Origin of the sequence: Natronincola peptidivorans (genome assembly GCF_900111615.1) — a bacterium.
Lineage (GTDB): Bacteria > Bacillota > Clostridia > Peptostreptococcales > Natronincolaceae > Natronincola_A > Natronincola_A peptidivorans.
Map to the genome: position 1 here is coordinate 19,348 of NZ_FOHU01000004.1, position 22,721 is coordinate 42,068.

Here is a 22,721-nt window from a genome sequence, read left to right on the forward strand (position 1 = left end):
GGAGAGTTTGATTATAGTTAATGGATTATTTTTGTTATAACCACTTCCATTTTTTTATCCCTTTTTATCTTTTTATCTATGAAGCTTATAATGAAATAAAAAATAATCAAAAATAAGAAACCAACCGCAGCCCCTATAATCTCTTTACTAGCTGTGTATCCCAAGTATTCTGCTGTTGCTATACCCAAGCCAATACCTAGTATCATTCCAATAAGAGGAACAATATACACTAAAAAGGCTGCTCTAAGAACACTTTTATTCTCCATCTCTAGTTTTACATATTGTCCAACAGAGGCATCCACTGAATTTTTTGCGGTAATATAGTGATTTGTTGGTGCACATCCGCCTTTACAGGAGGCACAGTTTTCACCACAGGCACTAGCTCGTCTAATTTCAACTGTAGCCACGTTTTCCTTTACACTTGTCACTAATCCTATTTTTTCCATAAAATCACCTTCCTTAATATTTATAATGTTCTCTTAAATAGAGGAGATTAAAAGACCTAGTTCTTTCTTTAGACTTTCCTAATTATGGCATATTATTTGCAAGTAAGTATTGTAACATCATACCTTAATGGAGGGATTCCTATGAGAAGAAGATTAAAAGAAAACGCCAATGAAAAAGCTGGTGCCCCAATATGGCTAACAACCTATAGTGACCTCGTTACTCTGCTTATGACCTTTTTTATTTTACTTTTTGCCTTTTCCGAGATAGATGCACAAAAATTTCAACATATTATGGAATCTTTTCGAGGCACAACAGGTATTTTAGAATCAGGAAGGACTATTGTTCCTGATGAGCTTATAGAAATTTCAAATGGGAACGATGAATTTAATGAAATTGAGCATTTAAAAGATATTCTGCAACAGCGTTTAGAAGATAAGGGATTACTTACTCAAATGTCTGTAATTTTAGAGGAAGAATCACTATTATTGAGACCCCACGATGACGTTCTATTTGACCCCGGCAAAGCTATTATTAAAGAGGATGCTCTGGAAATACTTTTTTTGCTATCTGATTTATTAAAATCTGAAGATTTTCTATACAATCGCATACTAGTAGAAGGTCATACAGATTCTGATCCTGTAGCTCAGCCAAATATCTATAAAACTAACTGGGACTTATCAGTAGCTAGAGCTGCTCATGTTGTAAGATTTTTTATTGAAGAAGCCGATATGACCCCTAAAAGATTTAAAGCCTCTGGTTATAGTAAATATTATCCTATTGCTCCCAATGACACTCCTGGCAACAAGGCTCAAAATCGAAGAGTGGATATAATAATATTAAAGGACAAAATATAGTCCTTTAATATTATTTACTAAAAAAATTTGCCAATTTCTTAATATACATTTCTGATTTCTGTCAGACTTGAATTTTTCTACAATAATAAATAAAAGTAGGAGAAAAATTTAATGGCTGAAATCCTAATTAAAATTGGGAAAAAAGTACTTCTTATCTCTTTCAAACATCTTAATGTATTGTTTACTACAGTTTAGTGTATCTTTTACTACTTCAGTAAAAGTAAATTTTTTTAATAAAGGTATACGCTTAAATAAATAACCAAAGGTTTGTTTTAGTTTGTCTGGTAGTTACTTATGCAAAGTGAAATGAATAGTATTAGATTCTATACAAATCGTTACTGTACAGAGTCTTATTATTTCACGCCAAACTATAATGTCCAGCATTGTACAACGCTGAACATTACTTTTCTTTGCTCCATTTTTTTATTAAAAACGATTCATCATATTTCCCATCATTTTGAACTTAGAATTATTGTCCCCCGTCATGGAGTTGTGTATATTCATCATTCCTGACAAATCACCATAGCCATTTTGGTTCATTAAATCAATCATTTTCTGATAATCTTCATCTGTTAGATTATTCATAAATTTATCCATGGATTCAAAATCTCCCTCTTCCATCCATTTAGCCATATCTCCATATCCATTCTCCCTCATGATTTGAATCATCTCTTGTCGGTTTCCACAATAGTTGTTAGTACCCATAGTTGCTGACGCTTCCATAATTATTTTTTCTGAGTTATTGCTAGTTTTTTCCTCGCTAGTTTCTTGAGCAAATACATAACCCCCTATAGAAATTGTTGATATCAGTACTGCTGTCATTATTACTAATTTTTTATTTTTCATAATCTAATTCCTCCTTTTGAGTTTCATTTTTAGCTATTTACTCCATGTTTATATTATAATAGGAGACTTTAAAAGAGTTGTGAAGAAGGTAGTAGGCCTTAACCATAAGCATCATCCAATTTTTATGCTTTTAACCTTAATACCATCTGCTGAATTAAAATTAGCATAAATAGCCTTCTTCTTTGTTATCACTATTTCCACATAACAATCTCGACAGAAGTAATTTTGTTTCGTAAGCACTCCCATATTTTTCGATTGACAAATAGGGCAGTATTTTACCTCCTGTTTCTTCATATAACCTCCTCCCTTAGTATTCTATAAAGATATTTTTTTGTTATATCCGTCAATCTATCTAAGGAAGCTAACTTGACATTCAGAATCTATTGGCTTTCATTATTAACGCCTATTTTCTTCTGCAACATCATTATCTCCATGGCAATTACCCTTCTTCTCTTTAAACATAAATACCATCATCCCAACATGCATTAATGGACAGATTAGAAGCATAGCATATGGTGCTAATCTTCCAATTGGACCAAGCTCTAACCCTAATCTAGGTAGTAGTAAAATCGCAAGTATAGGAATTAAGCAGCACAATAACATTAACAGACCATGATTTTTACCTTTATGATTCATTTTTGTTTCCCCCATTCTTAAATTTTATTATTTTTTAGAATTTTTCTGCTGTGTTTTCTCTTCTTTATTTAAATCGCAGCAATCCATTCTTTCTTCTCCAAAATTTTTCTTATTTGCTTCTTCTATTGACTTCAATATCTTTTCAAACCATTTTTTCATTTTGATTCTCCTCCTTTGTTTAAATATAGTTGCAAATTTCATGCCAGAATCACTTAGCTATTTCTATCTTCTTTACTATATCTCTCCAAAGATTTGTTACCTTTACCTGGTTGAATCCTGCCTTTTGAATATTTTTTTCTGTCCTTCTATTGATATTTGCTCCATATAGATTTACTACCATGGGATTGATAACATCCATTATAAAGCCTATTACTCTTCCTTCACTTCGAACATGCTCTATGAGAATAATTTTTCCAGTAGGCTTTAATACTCTTTTAATTTCTTTTAACCCCTTTACAGGATCAGGTACTGAGCAAAAGACACAGGTTGCTACTGCATAATCAAATACACCATCTTGAAAATCCATGTTTTGTACATCCATTACTCTTAGATCAACTTTTTTACTAAGGGTTTCAGCTCTGACTCTTGCTTTTTCTAGCATCTTTGGACTAAAATCTATAGCGGTTACTTCAATAGTATCGTGATAATATTCTATATTCTTGCCAGTTCCGATACCTATTTCCAGTACTCTTCCCTTCATTTCTTCAAATAATTTTTCTCTCCATTTTCCTACAGCCATCATTTCCATTGGTTTCTCTAAATAATCGTAAAAGCCAGCAACTCTATCATATTTTTTTCTGATTTTTTCTGTATTTTTATCCATGGTTTTCTATCCTTTCTCTATTGCTTAGACTAATACTATTTTTTACTATTTTTCTTATCTATACCCTGTTTCTATCTTTTTTTTCCTCAGTGTATTTCTAAAACTCATTTTATATTTTGAGGAAATATTATATTATTATATTCCTAACTGATTATAGCCCGTTATCATCAATACTTAACATCATAGCTTTTAAGTTCAGTGAAATACCACATAACCTGTGTTAAATACTACACTTGACACCTTTCCCAGTATATGTTAAACTAATTCATAGTATTCCCATTGGAATTGTATGAATTAGTTTTTCCTTTATTTTACTTCCAAGTCTCCTACTTTCTAAGTAGGAAATCAAACATTCTGCAAAGTAATTTGGGCTGTAATCCAGCGAGAACAAAACCTCCGCTGAATTAAGCCTAGTTTAATATAGAAAGGGAGGAATCATTATGGCTGAGTTTAATCATTTATTTGATCAATGGGCTGGAAACTATGACAATACGGTTTATGGTGATGATAACGAGTATGCAGAGGTTTTTGAAGGATATTCAAAAATATTGAGTTATGTTTGTGACAGTATAGTAGATAAAAGCAATGGGGCTATCTTAGAAATCGGAGTAGGTACAGGAAATCTTACCAAGGAATTAGTTGATAAAAACTTTAATGTCATCGGTATAGAGCCATCGAAGGAAATGCGTAAAATTGCTATGTCTAAGCTTCCAAGGGTACCTATCTTCGATGGACATTTTCTAGATATTCCTATTGCAAAGTCTTTTGATGGCATTGTTACTTCTTACGCATTTCATCACCTTACCTTACAGGAGAAAAAGGAAGCGATTACTTATTTGGATGCCTTTCTAAAGCCTGCTGGGAAGCTGGTTATTGCTGATACCATGTTTGAATCTCCTGAATATAAAAAAGCGCTACATCAGCATGTTAAAAATAGTGAAGCTTATGGTTTGCTAGAGGATTTGCGTAGTGAGTATTATGAGTATGTAGATGATATAAAAAAAGTATTGCATGATCTGGGATATTCTCTTGAAGCAAAAAAAATGAATAAATATGTTTGGATAATAACTGCTTCTAAAGGAACTATATAAGTAATCTCAGTTGTATCGTACTGGCATTGAACAAGAAAATTTATACAGCTTGAGTAAGTAGTTATAGGCAAAGAAATAAATATTATAGGAGGTTACTATTTATGAAGTTTAATACATTAGTTATCCATGGTGGCATAGATGGCGACAAAGCTACTGGTGCTGTAACAGTACCAATTTATCAGACTTCTACTTATAAACAAAAGGCTGTTGGCGAGCATACTGGGTATGAATACTCTCGAACAGGAAATCCCACAAGGGAGGCATTAGAAAAGCTAATAGCTGACCTAGAGGGTGGCTATAGAGGCTTTGCCTTTGGTTCTGGTATGGCAGCTCTATCCTCTATCCTCATGTTATTTAAAAGTGGAGATCATATTATTATCGGCGATGATGTTTATGGTGGGACATATCGTGTGGTTGATAAAGTCTTTTCTCATTTAGGTATTGTCTATGATGCTGTCGATACCACCAGTGTAGATAATATTAGAAAGGCAGTTAAACACAATACCAAAGCAATTATTGTTGAAACTCCCTCAAATCCTCTAATGAAGTTAACAGATATTGCTGCTGTTTCTGAGATAGCTAAAGAACAGAATTTATTGCTTGTTGTTGATAATACCTTTATGACACCCTATCTTCAACGTCCCTTAGAATTGGGGGCTGATATTGTAGTCCATAGTGCAACCAAATATTTAGGAGGTCATAGTGATGTTGTGGCAGGCTTAGTAGCAGTTAACACAGAGGCCTTAGCAGAAAAGCTTCATTTTGTTCAAAATTCAGTAGGTGCTATATTAGGTCCTCAAGATAGTTGGTTGTTAATAAAAGGTATTCGAACATTAGCCTTAAGGATGGACCGTCATTGTGAAAATGCTACAAAAATTGCTCAATGGCTTTTACTACAGACCTGGGTGAAAAAGGTCTATTATCCTGGTTTAGATTCAAAGGTTACACATTATGAAAAACAAATGAAAGATTATGGTGGTATGATTTCCTTTGAAGTAGCAAGCCAAGATATCGTTGATAAAATTATGTCTGACCTTAAAGTAATTACCTTGGCAGAAAGCTTGGGAGGTATTGAAAGTCTTATTTCCGTTCCCGCAAAAATGACCCACGCTTCTGTTCCCCCCGAGAAACGGCAGGCATTAGGTATCAAGGATACATTAATTCGCTTATCTGTGGGAGTAGAGGATGTAGAAGATATTATCAAGGATTTAAGACCATTTATTTAAGAGGTTACTATCTAATAGGGAGGCGTAGAAATGGATTATTATCATCATATTACCGAGTTGATTGGTAATACCCCTATCATCAAAATCAATCATTTTGATTTGCCTAAGGATGTAAATATCTTTGCAAAGCTTGAATCTTTTAACCCAGGAGGATCTATAAAAGATAGAATCGGACACTGGATTATTAAGAAGGCGGAAGAAAGAGGAGATTTAAAAAAAGGTTATACGATCATTGAGGCTACTGCAGGCAATACTGGCATTGGTATAGCTTTAGCAGCACTAAATAAGGGTTATCGGTTGATATTAGTTGTCCCTGGCAAATTTTCTATAGAAAAACAAGTGATTATGAAGGCTTTGGGGGCTGAAATTGTTAGTACCCCTACAAAAGACGGATTAGAGGGTGCCTTCAAGGAAGTAGAGAAACTACAAAATAAGATAGAAAATGTATTTATTGTTGACCAGTTTAATAATCCAGATAATCCTGAAGTTCATTTTCTTTATACCGCAAAGGAAATTGACAACCAATTAGAAGGAAATATTGATGTTTTTATAGCCGGTGCCGGATCAGGTGGAACCTTTACAGGGGTTATGAAATATTTTCATGATAAAAACAAAACAGTGAAGGGCGTATTAGCAGATCCTGTAGGCTCTATAATTGGCGGCGGCAAGGATGATAAATATGAAATTGAGGGGATTGGCAATGACTTTATTCCAGCTACCTTGGATATGAATTTTGTTGATGATGTAGTGAAAGTGACAGATGAAGATGCTTTTCAGATGGTGAAGGAATTAGCTTTAAGAGAGGGTTTACTAGTAGGTTCCTCCTCTGGTGCCGCCTTCTATGCCGCTCTTATTCAGGCTAAAAAAATGACTTCTGGTAATGTAGTGGTAGTCTTCCCTGATAGCTCAGAGCGTTATATTAGTAAGAATATTTATAAATAAAAAAATAAGCAGCCATCAATTTATAAATTGATGGCTGCTTATTTTTTTCCTTCTCTATTTAGGATACTCCTTCTCTTTTCGTTACCTCTTTCCTTCTAGACTTCTCTGTAAGTATTACGTATACTACGGCTGTCAAAGGTATACATAAAATAAGGCCAATACTTCCAGTAAATGCTCTAACAATCTCTGTTGCAATAATATCAAGGTTGATAATCCTAACTAAAGGATCCTGATAAGCTGTAAATAGAAGCAACAATGGTATCGCACTGCCGGTGTATGCAAGAATTAGTGTATTGGCCATCGTTCCCATAATATCCTTTCCAACATTCATCCCTGACATAATCAGTGCCTTTGAAGACATGGTAGGGTTAGCATTTCTAATCTCCTCCATACTAGAAGCAATAGACATTCCTACATCCATCACCGCTCCTAACGCCCCCATAATAATACCTGCAAATAATAAACCTCTGAAATCAAAGTTAACACCTTGAGGAATATACATCAGCATCGTAGCTTCCTGGGAAGATAGTCCCGTCAGTCGCACCTGTGTTCCAACGACATAAGCAAGAATCCCTGCGATAAATACTCCACCTAGTACACCAATGATAGCGGCATAGCTTTTTCTATTGGTGCCTCCCACCAATAATATAGTCACCACCGTAACAAGGAAGGATATGGCTATGGTCAGTAAAATAGGATTGTACCCTGCTAATAATCCTGGCAGCAAAACCTTTAATATTAACCCAATTGTTAAAATCAATGTGATAATTGTTTTTACACCTTTAAATCCTCCAATTAAAATAACTAAAATACCAAAAACTGCTAATATCATGTAGATATATCTATCTCGTGCATATTCTGAAATATATATTTCTAGGGAACCATCTCCAAAATCTTCAATAGCTACCAATACTGTATCTCCAGGCTCCACAATGATATCATAGGTGAAATTCCCTGTAAGACTATGGATAGATTGAAATTGTTGACCCTTGTACTCACCAGACAAAATCTCTAAGGTTACCAGCATATTCTCAATAAAAAAATCATTACCTAGATCTGGATCCTGAAATTCTTCCACTGTCAACACCTTAGCTCTTTCAATGACAGGTTCTTCTATATAATCCTCATGAGTATAGTCCTCATAATATATTTCATCCGCTAAGACAGTATAACTTCCTATTGTCATTACTATCATTATCAATAGTATAAAGAAAGTCAGCTTCTTCATAATGATTATCCTCCTCTTTTTTATTACGATAAAAATACCTTTCTATAGTATATCATATATGAAAACCTTCCTCTAGCTCTGTAAGAACTTCTCCTACATGTACTATTTTCCTTCCATTAAGAGAGTCCATGGATAAAGTAATAAATAATGACGGATGTTATTATTGCCAGTCCAACATAGCCCGTACTCTTCCAGTCTATCTGCCATGGAGAATTTGTATGATTTGCAACAGTACTTTGTAGCTTTTGGTGTCTTATCTTTAACCAATGCATCCCTATCAGAGCGACTACAACAATAGCTAAGCTATACATATGAGCTACAGAAATCGGCCCAGCCACTAATGGATTACTTCTAAAGAACTCCACTATGAAGCGATTAATGGAGAAGCCTATAATATAAATAATAAACAACTGACCTTCATATTTAACATACTTTCTTTTGTTCCAAAGTATCAGAAATAAACCATAGTTCAATATAGCCTCGTAGATTTGGGCAGGATGCAGCAGTTGTCCTCCTACAGATACCCCCCAGAAGTATTCCTTCCCCATAAGAATTCCAAAAACATCACATCCCACTCTACCTATGGCTTGTCCTAAGATAATTGCAGGGGCAAAGGCATCAGCTGTTTGCCAAATAGGGATATTCTTTTTTTTCATATACCATAATGCAAACAGGGTACCTGCTATCAAGGAACCTTGTATGGATAATCCTCCTTGATTGATCATGAAAATTTCTTTTGGATTCTGTAAGTAGTAGCTAGGATTAAAGGCTAAAATATAGTTTAATCTAGCACCAATGATTCCTACTATTACAGTATAAATAGCTAAGTCAGTTAATTGATCCTTATTTAGCTTTTTTCTTTCAGCTTCCTTTAGCATAATATAAAACCCTGCTAGAACTCCCAATGCTATCGTTAATCCAAATAAATGAACATCAAATCCTCCTATATTAAACAATATAATCATTTATTTTGCTCCTCTCTATTTAGCTGCAACAGTATAATTAAGCATGCAATAACTATGCCAATTTGAAAAGAGCCATAGAATAACACCTTCTCTCTTATTAAAGCTCAATAGTGAGAAGGTGTTATTTGTTGTTAGTCTAATGCATCATATAATTCTTCTAAAACTTCCTTGGCTTTTCCTATAATGGTTAGGTCAAATCCATAGTCTTTTCCGATATCTTCATTGTTTATGTAGACGGTTTTTCCTTTAGCCATTAGGGGTATTTGGTTTACTGGATAAACCTCTAGGCTGGTGCCCATAACGATTAATAAATCACATTGCTCTATCTCCATTAAGGTTTGATTCCATTCTTCAGTAGGCAGCATTTCTCCGAATAGCACAACTCCTGGCCGCAGCGCTTGTTCTCCGCAATATTTGCAATTTTGCTTTTCTATAAAGGCTTCTAATGAAGCATCAGCATCACAACTATTGCACCTTATTTTTCTTATATTTCCATGGAGTTCAAATACCTCATCTGCACCTGCCATCCTATGAAATCCAGAGACATTTTGAGTGGCTATTCTTTGTATAAGTCCTTTTTTCATGAGATCTGCCAATACATAATGTCCTTTATGAGGCTTGCAGTTTTCAAGTAAACTTAAACGGATACTATAGAATTCTTGGAATAATGAATAGTCTTTGAAAAAAGCATCAATATTAGCAACAGTCCTTGGGTCTATGTTTTTCCACCATCCTTGTTGACTTCTAAAATCAGGAATATTACTTTCAGTATCCATTCCTGCTCCTGTTAGCACAACGGTATTGCTTGAATACTTCATCAGTTCTGCTAATGCTTTTATTTTAGTAGTAGTCATTCTCTACCTTCCTTCCTATTTCTTAATATACATGTAAAGGCCCACAATATGGGTCTTAGACTGTTGAAAAACCTTCATCTTCTTCGTTGCTTCAAAAACCCAGCACCTTTACGTATTACGTATACGCTGCAGTCGCTGGGTTTTCTTGCGCCTTGAATCTGAAGATTTTTGAACAGTCTGGAGGTTGTTGACTTTTTCAACAACCTCAGGCCCATAATATGGGCCTTATGGTATTACTTATTTATATCCATAATCAAGTAGGTGATATCATCATCAATCGCTTCATGAATAGCTTCATCGTTAACAGTTTTGTATATTTCTTCATTAATTTTTTTTCTAAATGACTCTCCATTCCCTCCCTTATTCTCTAGTAATAATCTTTCCAGGTTATTTCTATTCAATAGGGTATTGTCCTCAAAGTTTTCTACCAGACCATCAGTATAAAATATAATCCTATCTCCTTCCTCTAGCTGCACTTCAGCTTTTTTATACTCTGGTGAAATATAATCTCCCAGCTTACAGATAGGAATTCCTTTGCTTTTATCTAGTGTTTCTACATCTCCTTTATTGGTTAGCAACAAAGGGTCCGTGTTCATTCCTGCAGAGCAATATTGAAGTTTTCTAGTAATCTTATTATATACAGCACTAAGGATAGCAATATGCATCTCATCTGGTAAATTTGATTCATTAAATTCATCAAAAAAGTATTGTAGTACTTTTTCACAATTTAGCATTTCTTCTTCAAAATCTCCGTTATAATTTGTAGAAATCATTCGTTCTGTAAATATGGTCATCATAGCTGCTGATGGACCATGTCCTGCAACATCTGCCAAGAAAATTCCAATATTTTCATCATTTATCTCATAAATATCATAGAAATCTCCACTAACCCTTTGACATGGGACAAACTCTGATATAAAGCTTACCTCTCCTATTTTTATTTCCTTCGGTGGTAATAAGGATTGCTGAATTTTTTTTGCATATTCTAAGTCCTGTATGATTTTTTGGTTTGCTTCTTCCAGCTCTAAGGTTCTTTCACTTACTAATGTTTCTAAATTTTCGGCATATTGTTGGATTTTTTCTCTAGCATAGCTTAGCTTTATATATGGAGTATCTAAATTATTGACAAAAATAGCTCTGCATATTAAATAAGAGCTTATGATCTTGTAGACATGTCCCAACATATTATAACTATCATGAACATTACTATATAAAGTAAAGGAGGCTCCGGAGAAGATTCCGAAGGAGAGGCCAACAGCTAACTGAACATAGATTACATTTTTCGTACTCTTATAATCCAATAAAAACAAAAATATCGCTAACCCTTGAACAACCATCATAATATATTCTAATGCTACCTTTAAAGGTGTAAGTCCCTGTCCTTCAATAAACATTGCTGGAAATTTCTCTAAATGAAAAGTAATGGCATAAAAAATAATGATGCTTGTGAGAATACTGCCTAGTAAGTAATAGGCTCTATTCATAGTTGCTCTTGAATTTACGGGGACACAGGCAGTGACTAGTAGACCTAAGGTAAATATCAATCTCCCAATAATCCAATAGGTGGTAGCTGCAGCAGCGGAGCTCTCAAGAAAAAAGCCTGGCATCGCATCATAGGTCATGGTATGTAAGAAATCTACAAATCCTACAATAAAAAAAGTACAAAAACATATTATCAATCTTACTCTTTTATTTTTATTGTATGTATAATAGCTAATAATAAAAATAATATAATAAATGATGATGGTAAAGAATTCTAGTAATGTATGATAAAACAAGAAAAACTCTGTCTGAAAAACAACATAATATTTATCTCCTAAAATACCCACCAGGTAAAATATAATTACTAACCCTATCCATAACAAACTTAACCCTATGTAGTTTCTGTCTAAAATTGTCTTTTTTTCTTTGTAGGCAAGCATATGGTTTTCCTTTCTTTGACTATTAATTTTTTATTCTCTTATAGTAATTTCTGCAAAACTAGGATAAATCCTTTTAATTACGTCAGTATTATGCATTTTTCCATCATTTTCTTTCGACAAAATTATTAAAAATTCAGTATTCACTGATTGGCATGTTCCTGTACTATAAGCAGGAATCGGGCGACCTGCGGTCGCCCGAATATGTAATATATTACACAGTATCTTTCAAATACGCACCAAAAAAATATGACTACAACCAGAGTAAGTTCTTTTTCTCTGAATCGTAGCCATTTTTTATCAAGATATAGTTTTCCTTCCGTAGCACATTAGCGGTGTGTCCAATTTCAACACTCCACTTGGGTTGAATTTAAGAAATCTTCCCTTATTTAATTTACTCCTTTTCTTTTTCTTCTTCATCAGCCAAAACCTTTAATTTAGATGTAATTAGGTAGTTAATTGTTCCCTCTGGATAATCACCATTTTCATCTCGTTCTCCAGCGGATATACCTGTTAATATTTCAATGCCTTCATCCACATGGCCTATAGCATAGATATGGAATCTGCCTTCCTTAACTGCTTTAATTACTTCTTCCTTCAACATCAGATTTTTAATATTTTGCTTTGGTATAATAACACCTTGGTCTCCAGTCAAGCCTTTAAGCTTACATACATCATAAAATCCTTCTATCTTTTCATTTACTCCTCCAATAGGCTGTATTTCACCCTTCTGGTTAACAGAGCCTGTTACAGCAATGCTTTGCTTTATAGGTACCTGAGCAATGCTGGATAAAATACAGTAAAGCTCTGTACTGGAGGCACTATCTCCATCAATGATTGAGTAGCTTTGTTCAAAACTGATGCTAACAGAAAGGGATAATGGTTTTTCCTGTGCATATTTACAACCAAGGTACCCACTTAATATAAGTACACCTTTATCATGTAGACTACCGCTTTTCTTTACTTCTCTTTCTATATTGATGATTCCCGGTTTGCCTCTATAGGTTGAAGCAGTTATTCTACTGGGCTTTCCAAAGGAATATTCTCCAGTACCCATTACTGCTAGACCATTAATCTGCCCCACCTTTTCACCAGCTACATCCAGTAGTAAGGTGCCTTCCTCAAACATTTCATTTAGTTTTTCTTCATATTTGCTATTTCTATATATTTTTTCCTGTATTGCTTTTTCTATATGGTCCTTAGTTACCAATGCTTCATTCTGAAAATCTGCCCATGCATCTGCCTCATAGAGTATTTCTACAATTTGGTTGAACCTTGAGCTTAGCTTTCCTTGATTATCTGCAAGTCTAGAGCTATATTCAATGATTCTTGCAACGGCTGTTTTATCAAAGTCCCTCAGGCCTACTTCTTTGCAATGAGAGGCTATAAATTGTGCCATTTTAAATATATTGTCATTATCTTTTAGCATCTCTACATCAAAGTCTGCCATAATTTTAAATAACTTTTTAAAATCCTCATCTAAACCAAACAGAGTATGATATATATATGCATCCCCTATTATGATGAGCTTGATATCCATAGGAATGGCTTCCGGTTTCAAGCTGGACGTAACAACATAGCCCATTTGCTTATTGAGGCTTTCAATGTTTATCTCGCCTGTTTTCAATGTCCTTTTCAATGTTTCCCAAGCAAAAGGCTGTGTTAGAATTTCCTTTGCTTGTACTATAAGGAAACCTCCGTTGGCTTTATGTAATGAACCAGGCTTTATCTCCATGAAATCTGTTTTTAGTATACCCATTTCATTTTTATATTCAATAGTACCTAGCAAGTTGGCAAAGGTAGGATTTGTTTCATTAATCATTGGGGCATAATCTAGTCCTGAATTGTCGATAAATAAATTAACTTTATATCGATTAAAGAAGTTTTCATTTGATTTCATTGGCATCATCAGCAGCTGTGCCATATCCTTTTTATCCTCTTTAGGTTTTTTAAAGGCATCAACATTTTCTAATATATCTTTTTCTAGAGCATTGATATATTTTGTTATTTCCTTTCTATGGCCATATCTTGCCAATAGCTTATTAATATGATAGTTAACAATATCATAGGCAATCTTCTCATCTAGCTTTTTAACTGTCTGTGTTAATTGTTGCTCTATATCTCTTAATTTATTAAATATCTCTAATGTCTCTAAGCCTAAGTGATTGGAGTTCTCCCTTAGCTTTTCCATTTCCTCTATGGACAGATTTTCGTATTCTTCCTGAGTCATAGGTCTGCCTTCTTTTAATGGGACAGTTACTAGTCCCTGCTCAGATTCTTTAAAAAGAAAACCAAATTTTTTTGCAGTTTCATTTAACTGATTGACTATCTCTTGATTTTTTTGTTGAAACTCTCTGATTATTTCATTCTTTTTGGTTTCATATTCTGTTCCATTAAAAGCTGTAGAAATTTCCTTTTTAAACTGATTGATCATCCCCTCAATATCTTTTTTAAACTGTTGACCTGTTCCTGCCTCCATACTTAAGGTTTTTGGAATGTCAGGATTTTTAAAATTGTATACATACACCCAATCATTGGGAATAGGCATTTCCTTAGCAAATTTTTCTGCGATGGAATTAGCATAGCTATTCCTTCCTGTCCCACTTAAACCAGAGATAAATACGTTATATCCTTTCTTTTTAATCTTTAGACCAAATTCTAACGCTTTCACTGCTCTATCCTGCCCAATGATGCCCTTTAACGGTTCTAAATTTGCTGTTGTTTCAAAGGCTAGATCTTCAATATAGCATGGACTAGTAAGTGTTTCTGGTTCCAAACGAAATCTATTGATCATACTGTTTCCTCCCCCAAAATAATATTTAGTCTATATATACCTCACTGAAATCATTTAAAAACAAATCTTGTAAAATATATGGCTAGACACATATTTCTATTTTACTTTGAATTATCCTCCTTTATACAAAAAACACAAAATCCATTGAATATAGGCTTGGCTTAACAAAAGCTATGCTGCTTAGAATCTTTAACCTAAGACAAAAAAATAGCAGCCTTGATTTAATAATCCACAAGGCTGCTATTTTTAGTAATAAGACTTTATTTTATTTCTTTAATAATTATTCTATTTTTGTCCTGCTGCTGTTAACACGTTATTTTGATGTCCTTCATCTCTACGTCCATCCACATGTCGAGTGCTATTTAAAAAATAGAGATCACTGTGACCGTTAAAATTATTATTATTTATATATTGTACATCATGAGGCATAGCACTGGCTGACGCTGCTAGTCTTCTTCCATCCACTTCAACAATCACAGGTCTTCGATTCCAGCTATAGCTCCCTCCCCATACCTCCTTCATAATTGAAGCATCTCTAGCTGTTACAGGCTCTACATCAGCATGGTTTGCTCCTATGGTTCTCTTCATGTTCCATCTTCTACCTGTGTGAAAATCTACTACAGCAAATTCTTTGCCGATGGGTACTACGTATTGAGCCTCTGTCCACCAATCCAACAGCTCTCCATACTGAGGCCCTGGGGTTTCTTTTACAGGGATATTATATACCGGAATCGTCAGCTTATCTCCTATTCTTAATACATGATTCTCCCTTAACCCATTAACATCTAGTAGTTCTTTAAAGGGAATTCCATATTTAATAGAAATATTCCATGTTGTATCACCACTTACAACAGTATGGGTTGTAAAGGTTTTTCTCGGGGTGGCAGTTGATGGAGGATTCGTAGGTGCTGCTGTTTGTTGCTTGGATGAAGGTATTGTTACAGTTTGGCCTGGATAGATGTGCTGTCCCTCTCTTAATCCATTAGCACTTAAAAAATCTTTTAAGCTTACATTAAACTTATTGCTAATGATCCATGGGGTATCATTTCTTTGTACCACATAAGCAGTTGAGTTATTTGAGGTAGAAGGAATAATTACCTGTTGTCCTGGATAAATATGTTGTCCTTCCCTCAATCCATTAGCACTTAAAAAATCTTTTAAGCTTATATTAAACTTATTACTAATGATCCATGGGGTATCATTTCTTTGTACTGTATAGGTGCTTTGTTGTTTTCCTGGGATTTGTACAGTATCTCCTACTCTTATTTCAGGGTTATTTCTATATTGAGGATTTAGGTTATATATCTCCTCTAAAGATACCTGATATTTTTGCGAAATCTTCCAAAGTGTGTCTCCCGATACAACTCTATGGGATAGGCTGCTGGCAAAGGCAGGGGTGAAGGTGGAAGTGAATACTGCTGAAGCTAAGGCTGTTCCGATAATCATTTTCTTAAACTTTGAATTCATAATAGTCCTCCTTTTGTCAAATATCCATGCAGTTAACATAATTACTCTTATTATAAATTCGAAAATTGTTCCTTATTTCCTTTATGTAAATACTGGAGCTATAGGCAACTATTGCAATACTAGTAAACAGCCATCCAATTCTATCATAAATTGTTAGAACAGTGCCTCTGTTTCAGACAAATGGAAAAGTGTGTCTGCCATCTGAGTATTGGCAAGGAATCTTTAAGACCTAGATTCTTTACTATGTTTAGTATAAAAAATCATGATAGCATCATGAAAACATTGATTCTTAGCGCCCTTAGCCTATGTCCTTATCCCTCTCAAAATTGAAAAAACAGCACTCCAATAAAGTTTGGAGTGCTGCTAATATACTACTATATTAAAATAATGGTTTTATTTGATAGGTTACTTGATCTCCTACTACGTTAAATTCAATATATTGAGAGTTTTTACCGGAAGCATTGCTATAGATACCTGTAGAAATATATCTTACACCTTCTATTATGTCTGTTCCTACTTCCTGCTGGCCTCCATAAAGAACAAATACATTTTTCCCTTGTTCTGCTGTTCTTGTTAGGGTTTCTTGAAATAAGTTTGCTTCTAACGGATCAACGAATCCATTTGTACCCGTTACTGGTCTAGGAAGTATGACAAATATATTTTTCTTATCACTGGTATTTAGTAGGTTTTTTAACCAGCTCCATTGGTTAAAGTCCGCTTGTCTTAAGCCACCGCCTCTATTGTTTAACTGGATGATAAGATTGTTATCATATTCCTTCATTCCATAGCTTGATGCCCCCATCATGCTGGGCTTCTCTATTCCACTGGTTATTCCTTCACTAACACTGCTGGTAAAGATGGACAAGTGGTATCTGCTGTTAATAAGCTCCTGTACTCTTTGGGTTACAGCATCCTGTATCCCTTTTTCCTGTCCATTAAAGGTAATGCCGCTATGAACAAAAAATTGCGTTCCCTTTGTTGTATAGGCTGTATTTAAATCATCTACTAATCTTTGAGCTTGTGGCACTTCTTCTAATTCTAATGCCTGCATAGCATCTATTCCATCAAACAATATTTTTCCCGTGGTTTTATTATTTCCATTGGTTTCTGCTAGATATATTCTTTCTAATTCCACAGGCCCAGGTATATTTTGAGGTATATTGGCTTCTAAGTATTTCCATTCTGTCCAATCAACACCCTTTTTAAAGTCAATGGTATGTCTTGTTCCTGCAGCATCTTTAATGTGTCCTCGAATCCAGACTGGCGAGATTTCAAAAGCGTATGCCCATACTCCTATCTTTAATGATTGATTAGGTAGAAGTATACTTCCCTCTTCAAACTCAAGATATGCCGCTCTAGTTGCCTCTGTTTGAGTAAAGTCATATGCCAATCCAATGGAGTTTTCTCCAACCTTTCCATTACTATCTAGGAACACCTCCCCAGGAACTAGATCAGTAGGATAACTATTATATTTAAAGGTATAGTTTTCTAAAGCTCCTAAAGAGATTTTCATTTGTCCAATAGCTGCCGGTATAGAGATGGTCTTATTGCCAAAGCTAGCGGTTATAGTAGTTATTCCTTCCTTGTTGCCAGCTGTATATACACCATGATTAAATACTCCTAAACCTGCTTCATCCCTCCATGTAATGTCCTGCAAATCAATAACTGCACTATAGCCGTTTCTATCTACACCCACAACCTGCAATCTAGCACTTTGTCCATTGTTCAATCGAAGCTGCTGTGGTGTTATTTTAAGAAGAGCTAGTTCATCTAACACGTCTATAGTTATTTCTGTTTTCTTCCCTAAGTAATCAACTTCAATAACGTTTTTCCCTGATTCTGCAGGAAAAAATCTATTGTTTGTAAAGGTCCCTCCTCCATTCTTCACTGTAAATCTTAATTGGCTAGGATCTACTGATAATGGATTGTTATTGATATCAAAAGCCCTTACCTTTATTTCTCGCGAAGCACCAATAAAGCCTTTATTATGGGTGACTTCTGCTTTAATTCCTCTCAGCTCTCCTATAGATTCCTGGCCTATTACTGCTAATCCATTGGTTATTCTTCTTTCTCCTCCATCAGAAGGATGATTGGTTATTTGTGGACTAAACTCTCCTAAGCCTCTTGTCATCATGGTAGTAGATCCGCCGCCGTCCATTATAATAGCTTCATAGCTGCCTAGCTCCACCATTAAGTTGGCTAAACGTCTGCCATCTACTCCTGTAAAGGAGTTATGTCTTCCATCAATGGTCACCATAATCAATTGATTTCTATCTTTTGTTATCCCAACAGCTGTTCTTGGATGATTGCCAGTAACCGATTGGGTAAAATTAGCGGTTTGTCCATCCTTTACCAGTAAAGTTCCTCCTCCTAGTGCAAGCTTAATGTTGTCTAGACTATTAGGAGTTATATTGGTATGTATCGTTACTCGATCTCCTACGTTAAAGCTGTCAAATAACACTTGTCCATTTCCTTGGGAGGCCAGTATAACATAACCATTTTCAGGTATATCAATAGAAGGCTGTTTTCTTCTAACTTCTACTACTTCATCTTCTATCACTATTACCTCCACCATATCATAATGGCTTCCATTAAACCCTGGAGTTTTAGCACTCCAGTTTTTATCTATCATCATAATTGATTGATACTCATGGGTATATTTATTAATAGTAGTAATAGGTACAACTACAGCCTTATCAGTGGTTGCAAATATTTCATAGTTCCAATAACTGGCTGAAGCTTGATTGTTTTGGTCTATTGCTAAGGTAGCAAAATCATGAACAAAAATAGGACTGCTAATGATCTGCCCATCTTTAATCATAGCCCCTAACGGAGAATCAGGTGTTGTATTATAAAAAAAGTCTCCGTTGATGGCAGCAACCACATTATCTTTTTGTCCCACCATAGTGGATAAGGTTTCCTTTGTGGCTAGTCCATTTGAGCTTTGCAATAAATCCAGTTCAATCCCTTGATTATCCAAGTCAATATAGACTACATTTGCATTCAGCCATCCATCCTTATGGAATCGAAGGATGTTTTTATGGGTTACCCCAGTAGTAATAACTTCTTTATTAATTTTTTCGTATGCGATGCTATCTACCGCAAAGGTATAGGAGATTGTGCTTGAAAGCATAACTGTAACTAACCCTATTGCTGACACTGCTTTTGTAAGTCTTTTCATGTATTTATTCCTCCTAATGGTTTCTCATGTAAAATTATCCTAATTTGCTAATTTCATTATATAACACCCATATAATAATTCAATTACAGGAATATTACATTTTTCTTAAGCTCTAATGAGAACATAGAGAGTAGGAAAACTCCTACTCTCTATAATTCACTCTAAGATCTATTTTTTTTGGCAATTCCTTTAAATCTGTCTTTGCTACTACATATGGATAAGTAATTACCTGTGGCACTAAGTCATCTGGCTTAGGGTCTTTGAACAATGCGTGGACTACAATTCTTTCTTCTTTGTCTTCCTTTATTAATAGTATTCTCTCAATTTCTACTTGATATCCCCCTGTTAATTTTTCGCCTCTTGTAACGATAACATAAATTTCATCATCTACTTTTGCTGCTAAAGCTCTTTCTAGCATTTTATATCTAGGTAGTATCTCGTTTATTTTTTGTGGAATTTGACTTTCTTCTAATACTTGATAGCTCACCTCTTTCTCACCTCTTGTTATAAACTTAGGAACAATTTTTATCACCGCTGCTACCAACACAATGATTATGATAATGGCAATAAATAATTTCCAATTTATCCTAGGTAGTTTAGGTAATTTGAATTTTTTCTTCATAACTCTCTACCCCCTTAATTTGACGCCATAATAAAGGCAGTCTATATAACTATGTGTATTCGGGGACAATTGAATTTATTCAATTGTACAAGTTAAAAAACTCCATTAAAAAGAGGACGGATATTTTTCTATCCCTCCTCTTTCTAAGCCATTTACTATGCTTTTCTTTTGACAACCTCTTGAACTGCATTTACGATATCTTTTTTTGTTAATCCATATTTTTCTAATAATTCCTGTGGCTTTCCAGATTCTCCAAAGGTGTCCAAAGTGCCTATTCTTTTTAACGGAACTGGTTGATTTTCCCCTATTACCTCGGCTACTGCTGAGCCTAAACCACCTATTACATTATGCTCCTCAGCGGTTACAATAGCTCCTGTTTCTCTAGCAGCCTTCACTATAATAGCTTCATCTATTGGTTTAATCGTATGTATGTTTATTACTCTTATGGATAAGCCTTTCTCTTCTAGTTCTTTACTGGCTTCTAAAGCTTCACTTACCATAATGCCCGTAGCAATAATTGTAGCATCTACACCTTCCTTTAACATAACGCCTTTACCAATTTCAAATGAATAGTTGGTTTCATCATTAAGGATAGGCACTGCAGCTCTTCCTAATCTAACGTAAACTGGCCCTTCCATTTCAGCTATAGCATGGATAGCTGCCTTTGCCTCCACTGCGTCTGCTGGTACAATAACAGTCATATTTGGAATTACTCGCATACAAGCTATATCTTCTAATGCTTGATGTGATGCGCCATCTTCTCCTACAGTCAAGCCTGCGTGAGTTGCACATACCTTCACATTTAATCGAGGATATCCTATAGAGTTTCTAATAATCTCAAAAGCTCTTCCTGTAGCAAACATGGCGAAGGTACTGGCAAAGGGTATCTTACCTGTGGTAGCCAAACCAGCGGCTGTTCCAATCATGTTTTGTTCAGCAATCCCCATATTAAAAAATCTCTCTGGAAATTTTTTTCCAAACCCAGCTGTTTTGGTGGATTTTGATAAGTCTGCATCCAATACAACTACCTTAGGGTTCTTGTTGCCTAATTCAATTAAGGCTTCTCCATAGGCATCTCTTGTAGCTATTTTTTTAGTCATTCCCTTCACCTCCTAGTTCCTGTAAAGCTTTCCTTGTATCTTCTTCTTTTGGAGCATTTCCATGCCAATCTACGGAACCCTCCATAAAAGAAACACCCTTACCTTTTATGGTATTTGCTATAATCATAGTAGGTTTTTCTTTAGTAGCTTTGGCTTTTGCAAAGGCTTCTATTATTTCTTCAAAGGAATGTCCATCAATCTCTAATACCTGCCAACCAAAGGCTTTAAATTTATCCGTAACAGGATCTACCCCCATCACCTCTGCATTTGGTCCATCGATCTGTAATTTGTTGTAATCTAATATAGCTGTAAGATTATCTAGTTTATGATGAGCCGATGCCATTGCAGTCTCCCATATCATACCCTCTTGTAATTCTCCATCACCTAAAAGTGTATAAACTCTATAATCTTTTTTGTCTATCTTTCCAGCTATAGCCATCCCGCTTGCAGAAGAAAAGCCTTGAGCTAAGGAACCTGTAGACATTTCTACACCTGGAGTTCCTTTCATCTCAGGATGTCCCTGCAGCATTGCATTAATTTTTCTTAGACCCATTAGTTCTTCCTTTGGAAAAAAACCTTTTTCTGCTAAAGCAGCATATAATACTGGTGCCGCATGTCCCTTAGATAAAACGAATCTGTCTCGATCTTCCCATTTAGGATTTTTCGGATCTATTTTCATTTCATGAAAATAGAGTACAGCTAAGATATCTGCCGCTGATAATGAGCCCCCAGGATGTCCTGAACCAGCTTCATGCAGCATTGCAATAATATCTTTTCTTATTACTTGTGCTTTTTCTTTTAATAAACTAAAATCAATACTCAATATTTTTCCCTCCTACTTTTTTATTTCTTTAAAACCTTCACCTAGTACTTCATGAATAGTCGTTACCATAATAAAGGCTTTTTTATCGATTTCATAGACAATTTTCTTTAGTTTTGCCACTTGTGCTCGATTTACTACACACATCAATACATCTTTTTTAGTTCCTGTATAAAACCCTCTCCCTTCTAGCGCAGTAACCCCTCTACCAATTTCTTCTATAATCCTTTTCCCGATTACATCAGAATCCTTGGAAATTATATAAAAGGCTTTTGAGTAGCTTAAATCCTCCACAATAAAATCCGCAAGCTTCACCATGATATATAGGGCAATTACTGAATATAAAGAGGTTTCAATGTTCTGTCCTACAATCCCTGCTACTGCCACCACCATTAGGTCTAAAATCATCATAAGTTTTGCAGTGCTCATATTAGGGAAATAATTGTTTAAAATAGCTCCTGCCAAATCTGTTCCTCCTGTGGTTCCTCCAAATCGAAAAACTGCACCCAGTCCAACACCTAAAAGAACACCGCCATAGATGGAGGCCAATAAAATATCATGGGTAATCATTGCACCCTCACCAAATAATATGATAAAAAAACGAATAAAAGCTGAAAGCATAAGGATGGAGTAAGCAGTTTTTACTCCAAAGGTTTTTCCTAATACCGCTAATCCTCCTAAAAACAAGGGGATATTGATAGCCAAGTTAGTAATATCAAGAGGTATGCCGGTTAATTCCTCAATGACAATAGCTAAACCCGTCACTCCACCAGGAGCTACAGTATTGGGTTTTAAAAAGAAGTTCAAGCTCAAAGCCATTAAAGCACACCCTACTGTTATTCCCACATATTCCACAACCACTTGTTGCTTCTTATTGCTCAATCTTAATTCCTCCCAAATCAAATA

At 35.1% G+C, this 22,721-nt stretch carries 21 protein-coding genes; 4 read left to right on the plus strand and 17 right to left on the minus strand.

The features are described from left to right. Nucleotides 1–17: 17 nt before the first annotated feature. Nucleotides 18–446, minus strand: a complete 429-nt coding sequence (locus BMX10_RS06030; RefSeq protein WP_090440920.1) for a SoxR reducing system RseC family protein — start codon at nucleotides 444–446, stop codon at nucleotides 18–20. Nucleotides 447–587: 141 nt separating this feature from the next. Between BMX10_RS06030 and BMX10_RS06035 the strand changes: the two genes are divergently transcribed. Continuing rightward, nucleotides 588–1,301, plus strand: a complete 714-nt coding sequence (locus tag BMX10_RS06035) for a flagellar motor protein MotB (protein WP_090440923.1) — start codon at nucleotides 588–590, stop codon at nucleotides 1,299–1,301. A 426-nt stretch (nucleotides 1,302–1,727) separates the two neighbouring features. Here the strand turns inward: BMX10_RS06035 and BMX10_RS06040 are convergent, their stop codons facing one another. The 5 genes from BMX10_RS06040 to BMX10_RS06055 all read right to left on the minus strand — a co-directional run bounded on the left by BMX10_RS06040 (nucleotide 1,728) and on the right by BMX10_RS06055 (nucleotide 3,606). Then, nucleotides 1,728–2,147, minus strand: a complete 420-nt coding sequence (locus tag BMX10_RS06040) for a hypothetical protein (protein ID WP_090440926.1) — start codon at nucleotides 2,145–2,147, stop codon at nucleotides 1,728–1,730. A 111-nt stretch (nucleotides 2,148–2,258) separates the two neighbouring features. After that, nucleotides 2,259–2,441: a hypothetical protein gene (locus BMX10_RS06045; RefSeq protein WP_090440929.1), complete on the minus strand. Its 183-nt coding sequence runs from the start codon at nucleotides 2,439–2,441 to the stop codon at nucleotides 2,259–2,261. A gap of 102 nt (nucleotides 2,442–2,543) precedes the next feature. After that, nucleotides 2,544–2,783, minus strand: coding sequence for a DUF2933 domain-containing protein (locus BMX10_RS06050; RefSeq protein ID WP_090440932.1), 240 nt, complete (start codon nucleotides 2,781–2,783; stop codon nucleotides 2,544–2,546). Between the two features lie 27 nt (nucleotides 2,784–2,810). Then, nucleotides 2,811–2,942 carry an LDCC motif putative metal-binding protein gene (locus tag BMX10_RS18435; RefSeq protein WP_280140746.1) on the minus strand — a complete coding sequence of 44 codons (132 nt, stop codon included), beginning with the start codon at nucleotides 2,940–2,942 and terminating at the stop codon, nucleotides 2,811–2,813. Nucleotides 2,943–2,991: 49 nt separating this feature from the next. Further along, nucleotides 2,992–3,606: a class I SAM-dependent methyltransferase gene (locus tag BMX10_RS06055; RefSeq protein ID WP_090440934.1), complete on the minus strand. Its 615-nt coding sequence runs from the start codon at nucleotides 3,604–3,606 to the stop codon at nucleotides 2,992–2,994. 440 nt (nucleotides 3,607–4,046) lie between these two features. Here BMX10_RS06055 and BMX10_RS06060 point away from each other — a divergent pair, with 440 nt between their 5' ends. The 3 genes from BMX10_RS06060 (at nucleotide 4,047) to BMX10_RS06070 (ending at nucleotide 6,865) form a co-directional block, all read left to right on the plus strand. Continuing rightward, nucleotides 4,047–4,697 (plus strand): class I SAM-dependent methyltransferase, encoded by a 651-nt coding sequence (locus BMX10_RS06060; protein WP_090440937.1) that lies wholly within the window; start codon nucleotides 4,047–4,049, stop codon nucleotides 4,695–4,697. 101 nt (nucleotides 4,698–4,798) lie between these two features. Beyond that, a complete protein-coding gene (locus tag BMX10_RS06065) occupies nucleotides 4,799–5,923 on the plus strand; it encodes a bifunctional cystathionine gamma-lyase/homocysteine desulfhydrase (RefSeq protein WP_090440940.1) in 1,125 nt (374 codons plus the stop codon). 30 nt (nucleotides 5,924–5,953) lie between these two features. Then, complete coding sequence (locus BMX10_RS06070) at nucleotides 5,954–6,865, plus strand: PLP-dependent cysteine synthase family protein (protein ID WP_090440943.1); 912 nt, start codon at nucleotides 5,954–5,956, stop codon at nucleotides 6,863–6,865. A 58-nt stretch (nucleotides 6,866–6,923) separates the two neighbouring features. Here the strand turns inward: BMX10_RS06070 and BMX10_RS06075 are convergent, their stop codons facing one another. From BMX10_RS06075 to BMX10_RS06125, 11 genes are all read right to left on the minus strand, one after another. Continuing rightward, entirely contained in the window at nucleotides 6,924–8,093 is a 1,170-nt protein-coding gene (locus BMX10_RS06075) for a YibE/F family protein (protein WP_090440946.1), read from the minus strand. A 116-nt stretch (nucleotides 8,094–8,209) separates the two neighbouring features. Beyond that, complete coding sequence (lgt, locus tag BMX10_RS06080; protein WP_090440949.1) at nucleotides 8,210–9,058, minus strand: prolipoprotein diacylglyceryl transferase; 849 nt, start codon at nucleotides 9,056–9,058, stop codon at nucleotides 8,210–8,212. Between the two features lie 131 nt (nucleotides 9,059–9,189). Next, nucleotides 9,190–9,912 carry an SIR2 family NAD-dependent protein deacylase gene (locus tag BMX10_RS06085; RefSeq protein ID WP_090440952.1) on the minus strand — a complete coding sequence of 241 codons (723 nt, stop codon included), beginning with the start codon at nucleotides 9,910–9,912 and terminating at the stop codon, nucleotides 9,190–9,192. Between the two features lie 233 nt (nucleotides 9,913–10,145). Beyond that, complete coding sequence (locus tag BMX10_RS06090) at nucleotides 10,146–11,834, minus strand: MASE3 domain-containing protein (protein ID WP_090440955.1); 1,689 nt, start codon at nucleotides 11,832–11,834, stop codon at nucleotides 10,146–10,148. A 391-nt stretch (nucleotides 11,835–12,225) separates the two neighbouring features. Beyond that, nucleotides 12,226–14,625 carry a Lon protease family protein gene (locus BMX10_RS06095; protein ID WP_090440958.1) on the minus strand — a complete coding sequence of 800 codons (2,400 nt, stop codon included), beginning with the start codon at nucleotides 14,623–14,625 and terminating at the stop codon, nucleotides 12,226–12,228. A 285-nt stretch (nucleotides 14,626–14,910) separates the two neighbouring features. Then, on the minus strand, nucleotides 14,911–16,092 hold the full coding sequence (locus BMX10_RS06100; RefSeq protein WP_170834713.1) for a LysM peptidoglycan-binding domain-containing protein: 1,182 nt from the start codon (nucleotides 16,090–16,092) through the stop codon (nucleotides 14,911–14,913). A 379-nt stretch (nucleotides 16,093–16,471) separates the two neighbouring features. Then, nucleotides 16,472–19,273 carry a phosphodiester glycosidase family protein gene (locus BMX10_RS06105; RefSeq protein ID WP_090440963.1) on the minus strand — a complete coding sequence of 934 codons (2,802 nt, stop codon included), beginning with the start codon at nucleotides 19,271–19,273 and terminating at the stop codon, nucleotides 16,472–16,474. Between the two features lie 142 nt (nucleotides 19,274–19,415). Then, a complete protein-coding gene (locus BMX10_RS06110) occupies nucleotides 19,416–19,895 on the minus strand; it encodes a protease complex subunit PrcB family protein (RefSeq protein ID WP_090440965.1) in 480 nt (159 codons plus the stop codon). Between the two features lie 155 nt (nucleotides 19,896–20,050). After that, nucleotides 20,051–20,995: a transketolase family protein gene (locus BMX10_RS06115; RefSeq protein ID WP_090440966.1), complete on the minus strand. Its 945-nt coding sequence runs from the start codon at nucleotides 20,993–20,995 to the stop codon at nucleotides 20,051–20,053. Beyond that, complete coding sequence (locus tag BMX10_RS06120) at nucleotides 20,988–21,812, minus strand: transketolase (RefSeq protein ID WP_090441624.1); 825 nt, start codon at nucleotides 21,810–21,812, stop codon at nucleotides 20,988–20,990. Before BMX10_RS06120 ends, BMX10_RS06115 begins: the two co-directional genes overlap by 8 nt. Before the next feature lie 18 nt (nucleotides 21,813–21,830). Beyond that, nucleotides 21,831–22,697 (minus strand): YitT family protein, encoded by an 867-nt coding sequence (locus tag BMX10_RS06125; RefSeq protein WP_090440969.1) that lies wholly within the window; start codon nucleotides 22,695–22,697, stop codon nucleotides 21,831–21,833. Nucleotides 22,698–22,721 lie beyond the last annotated feature (24 nt).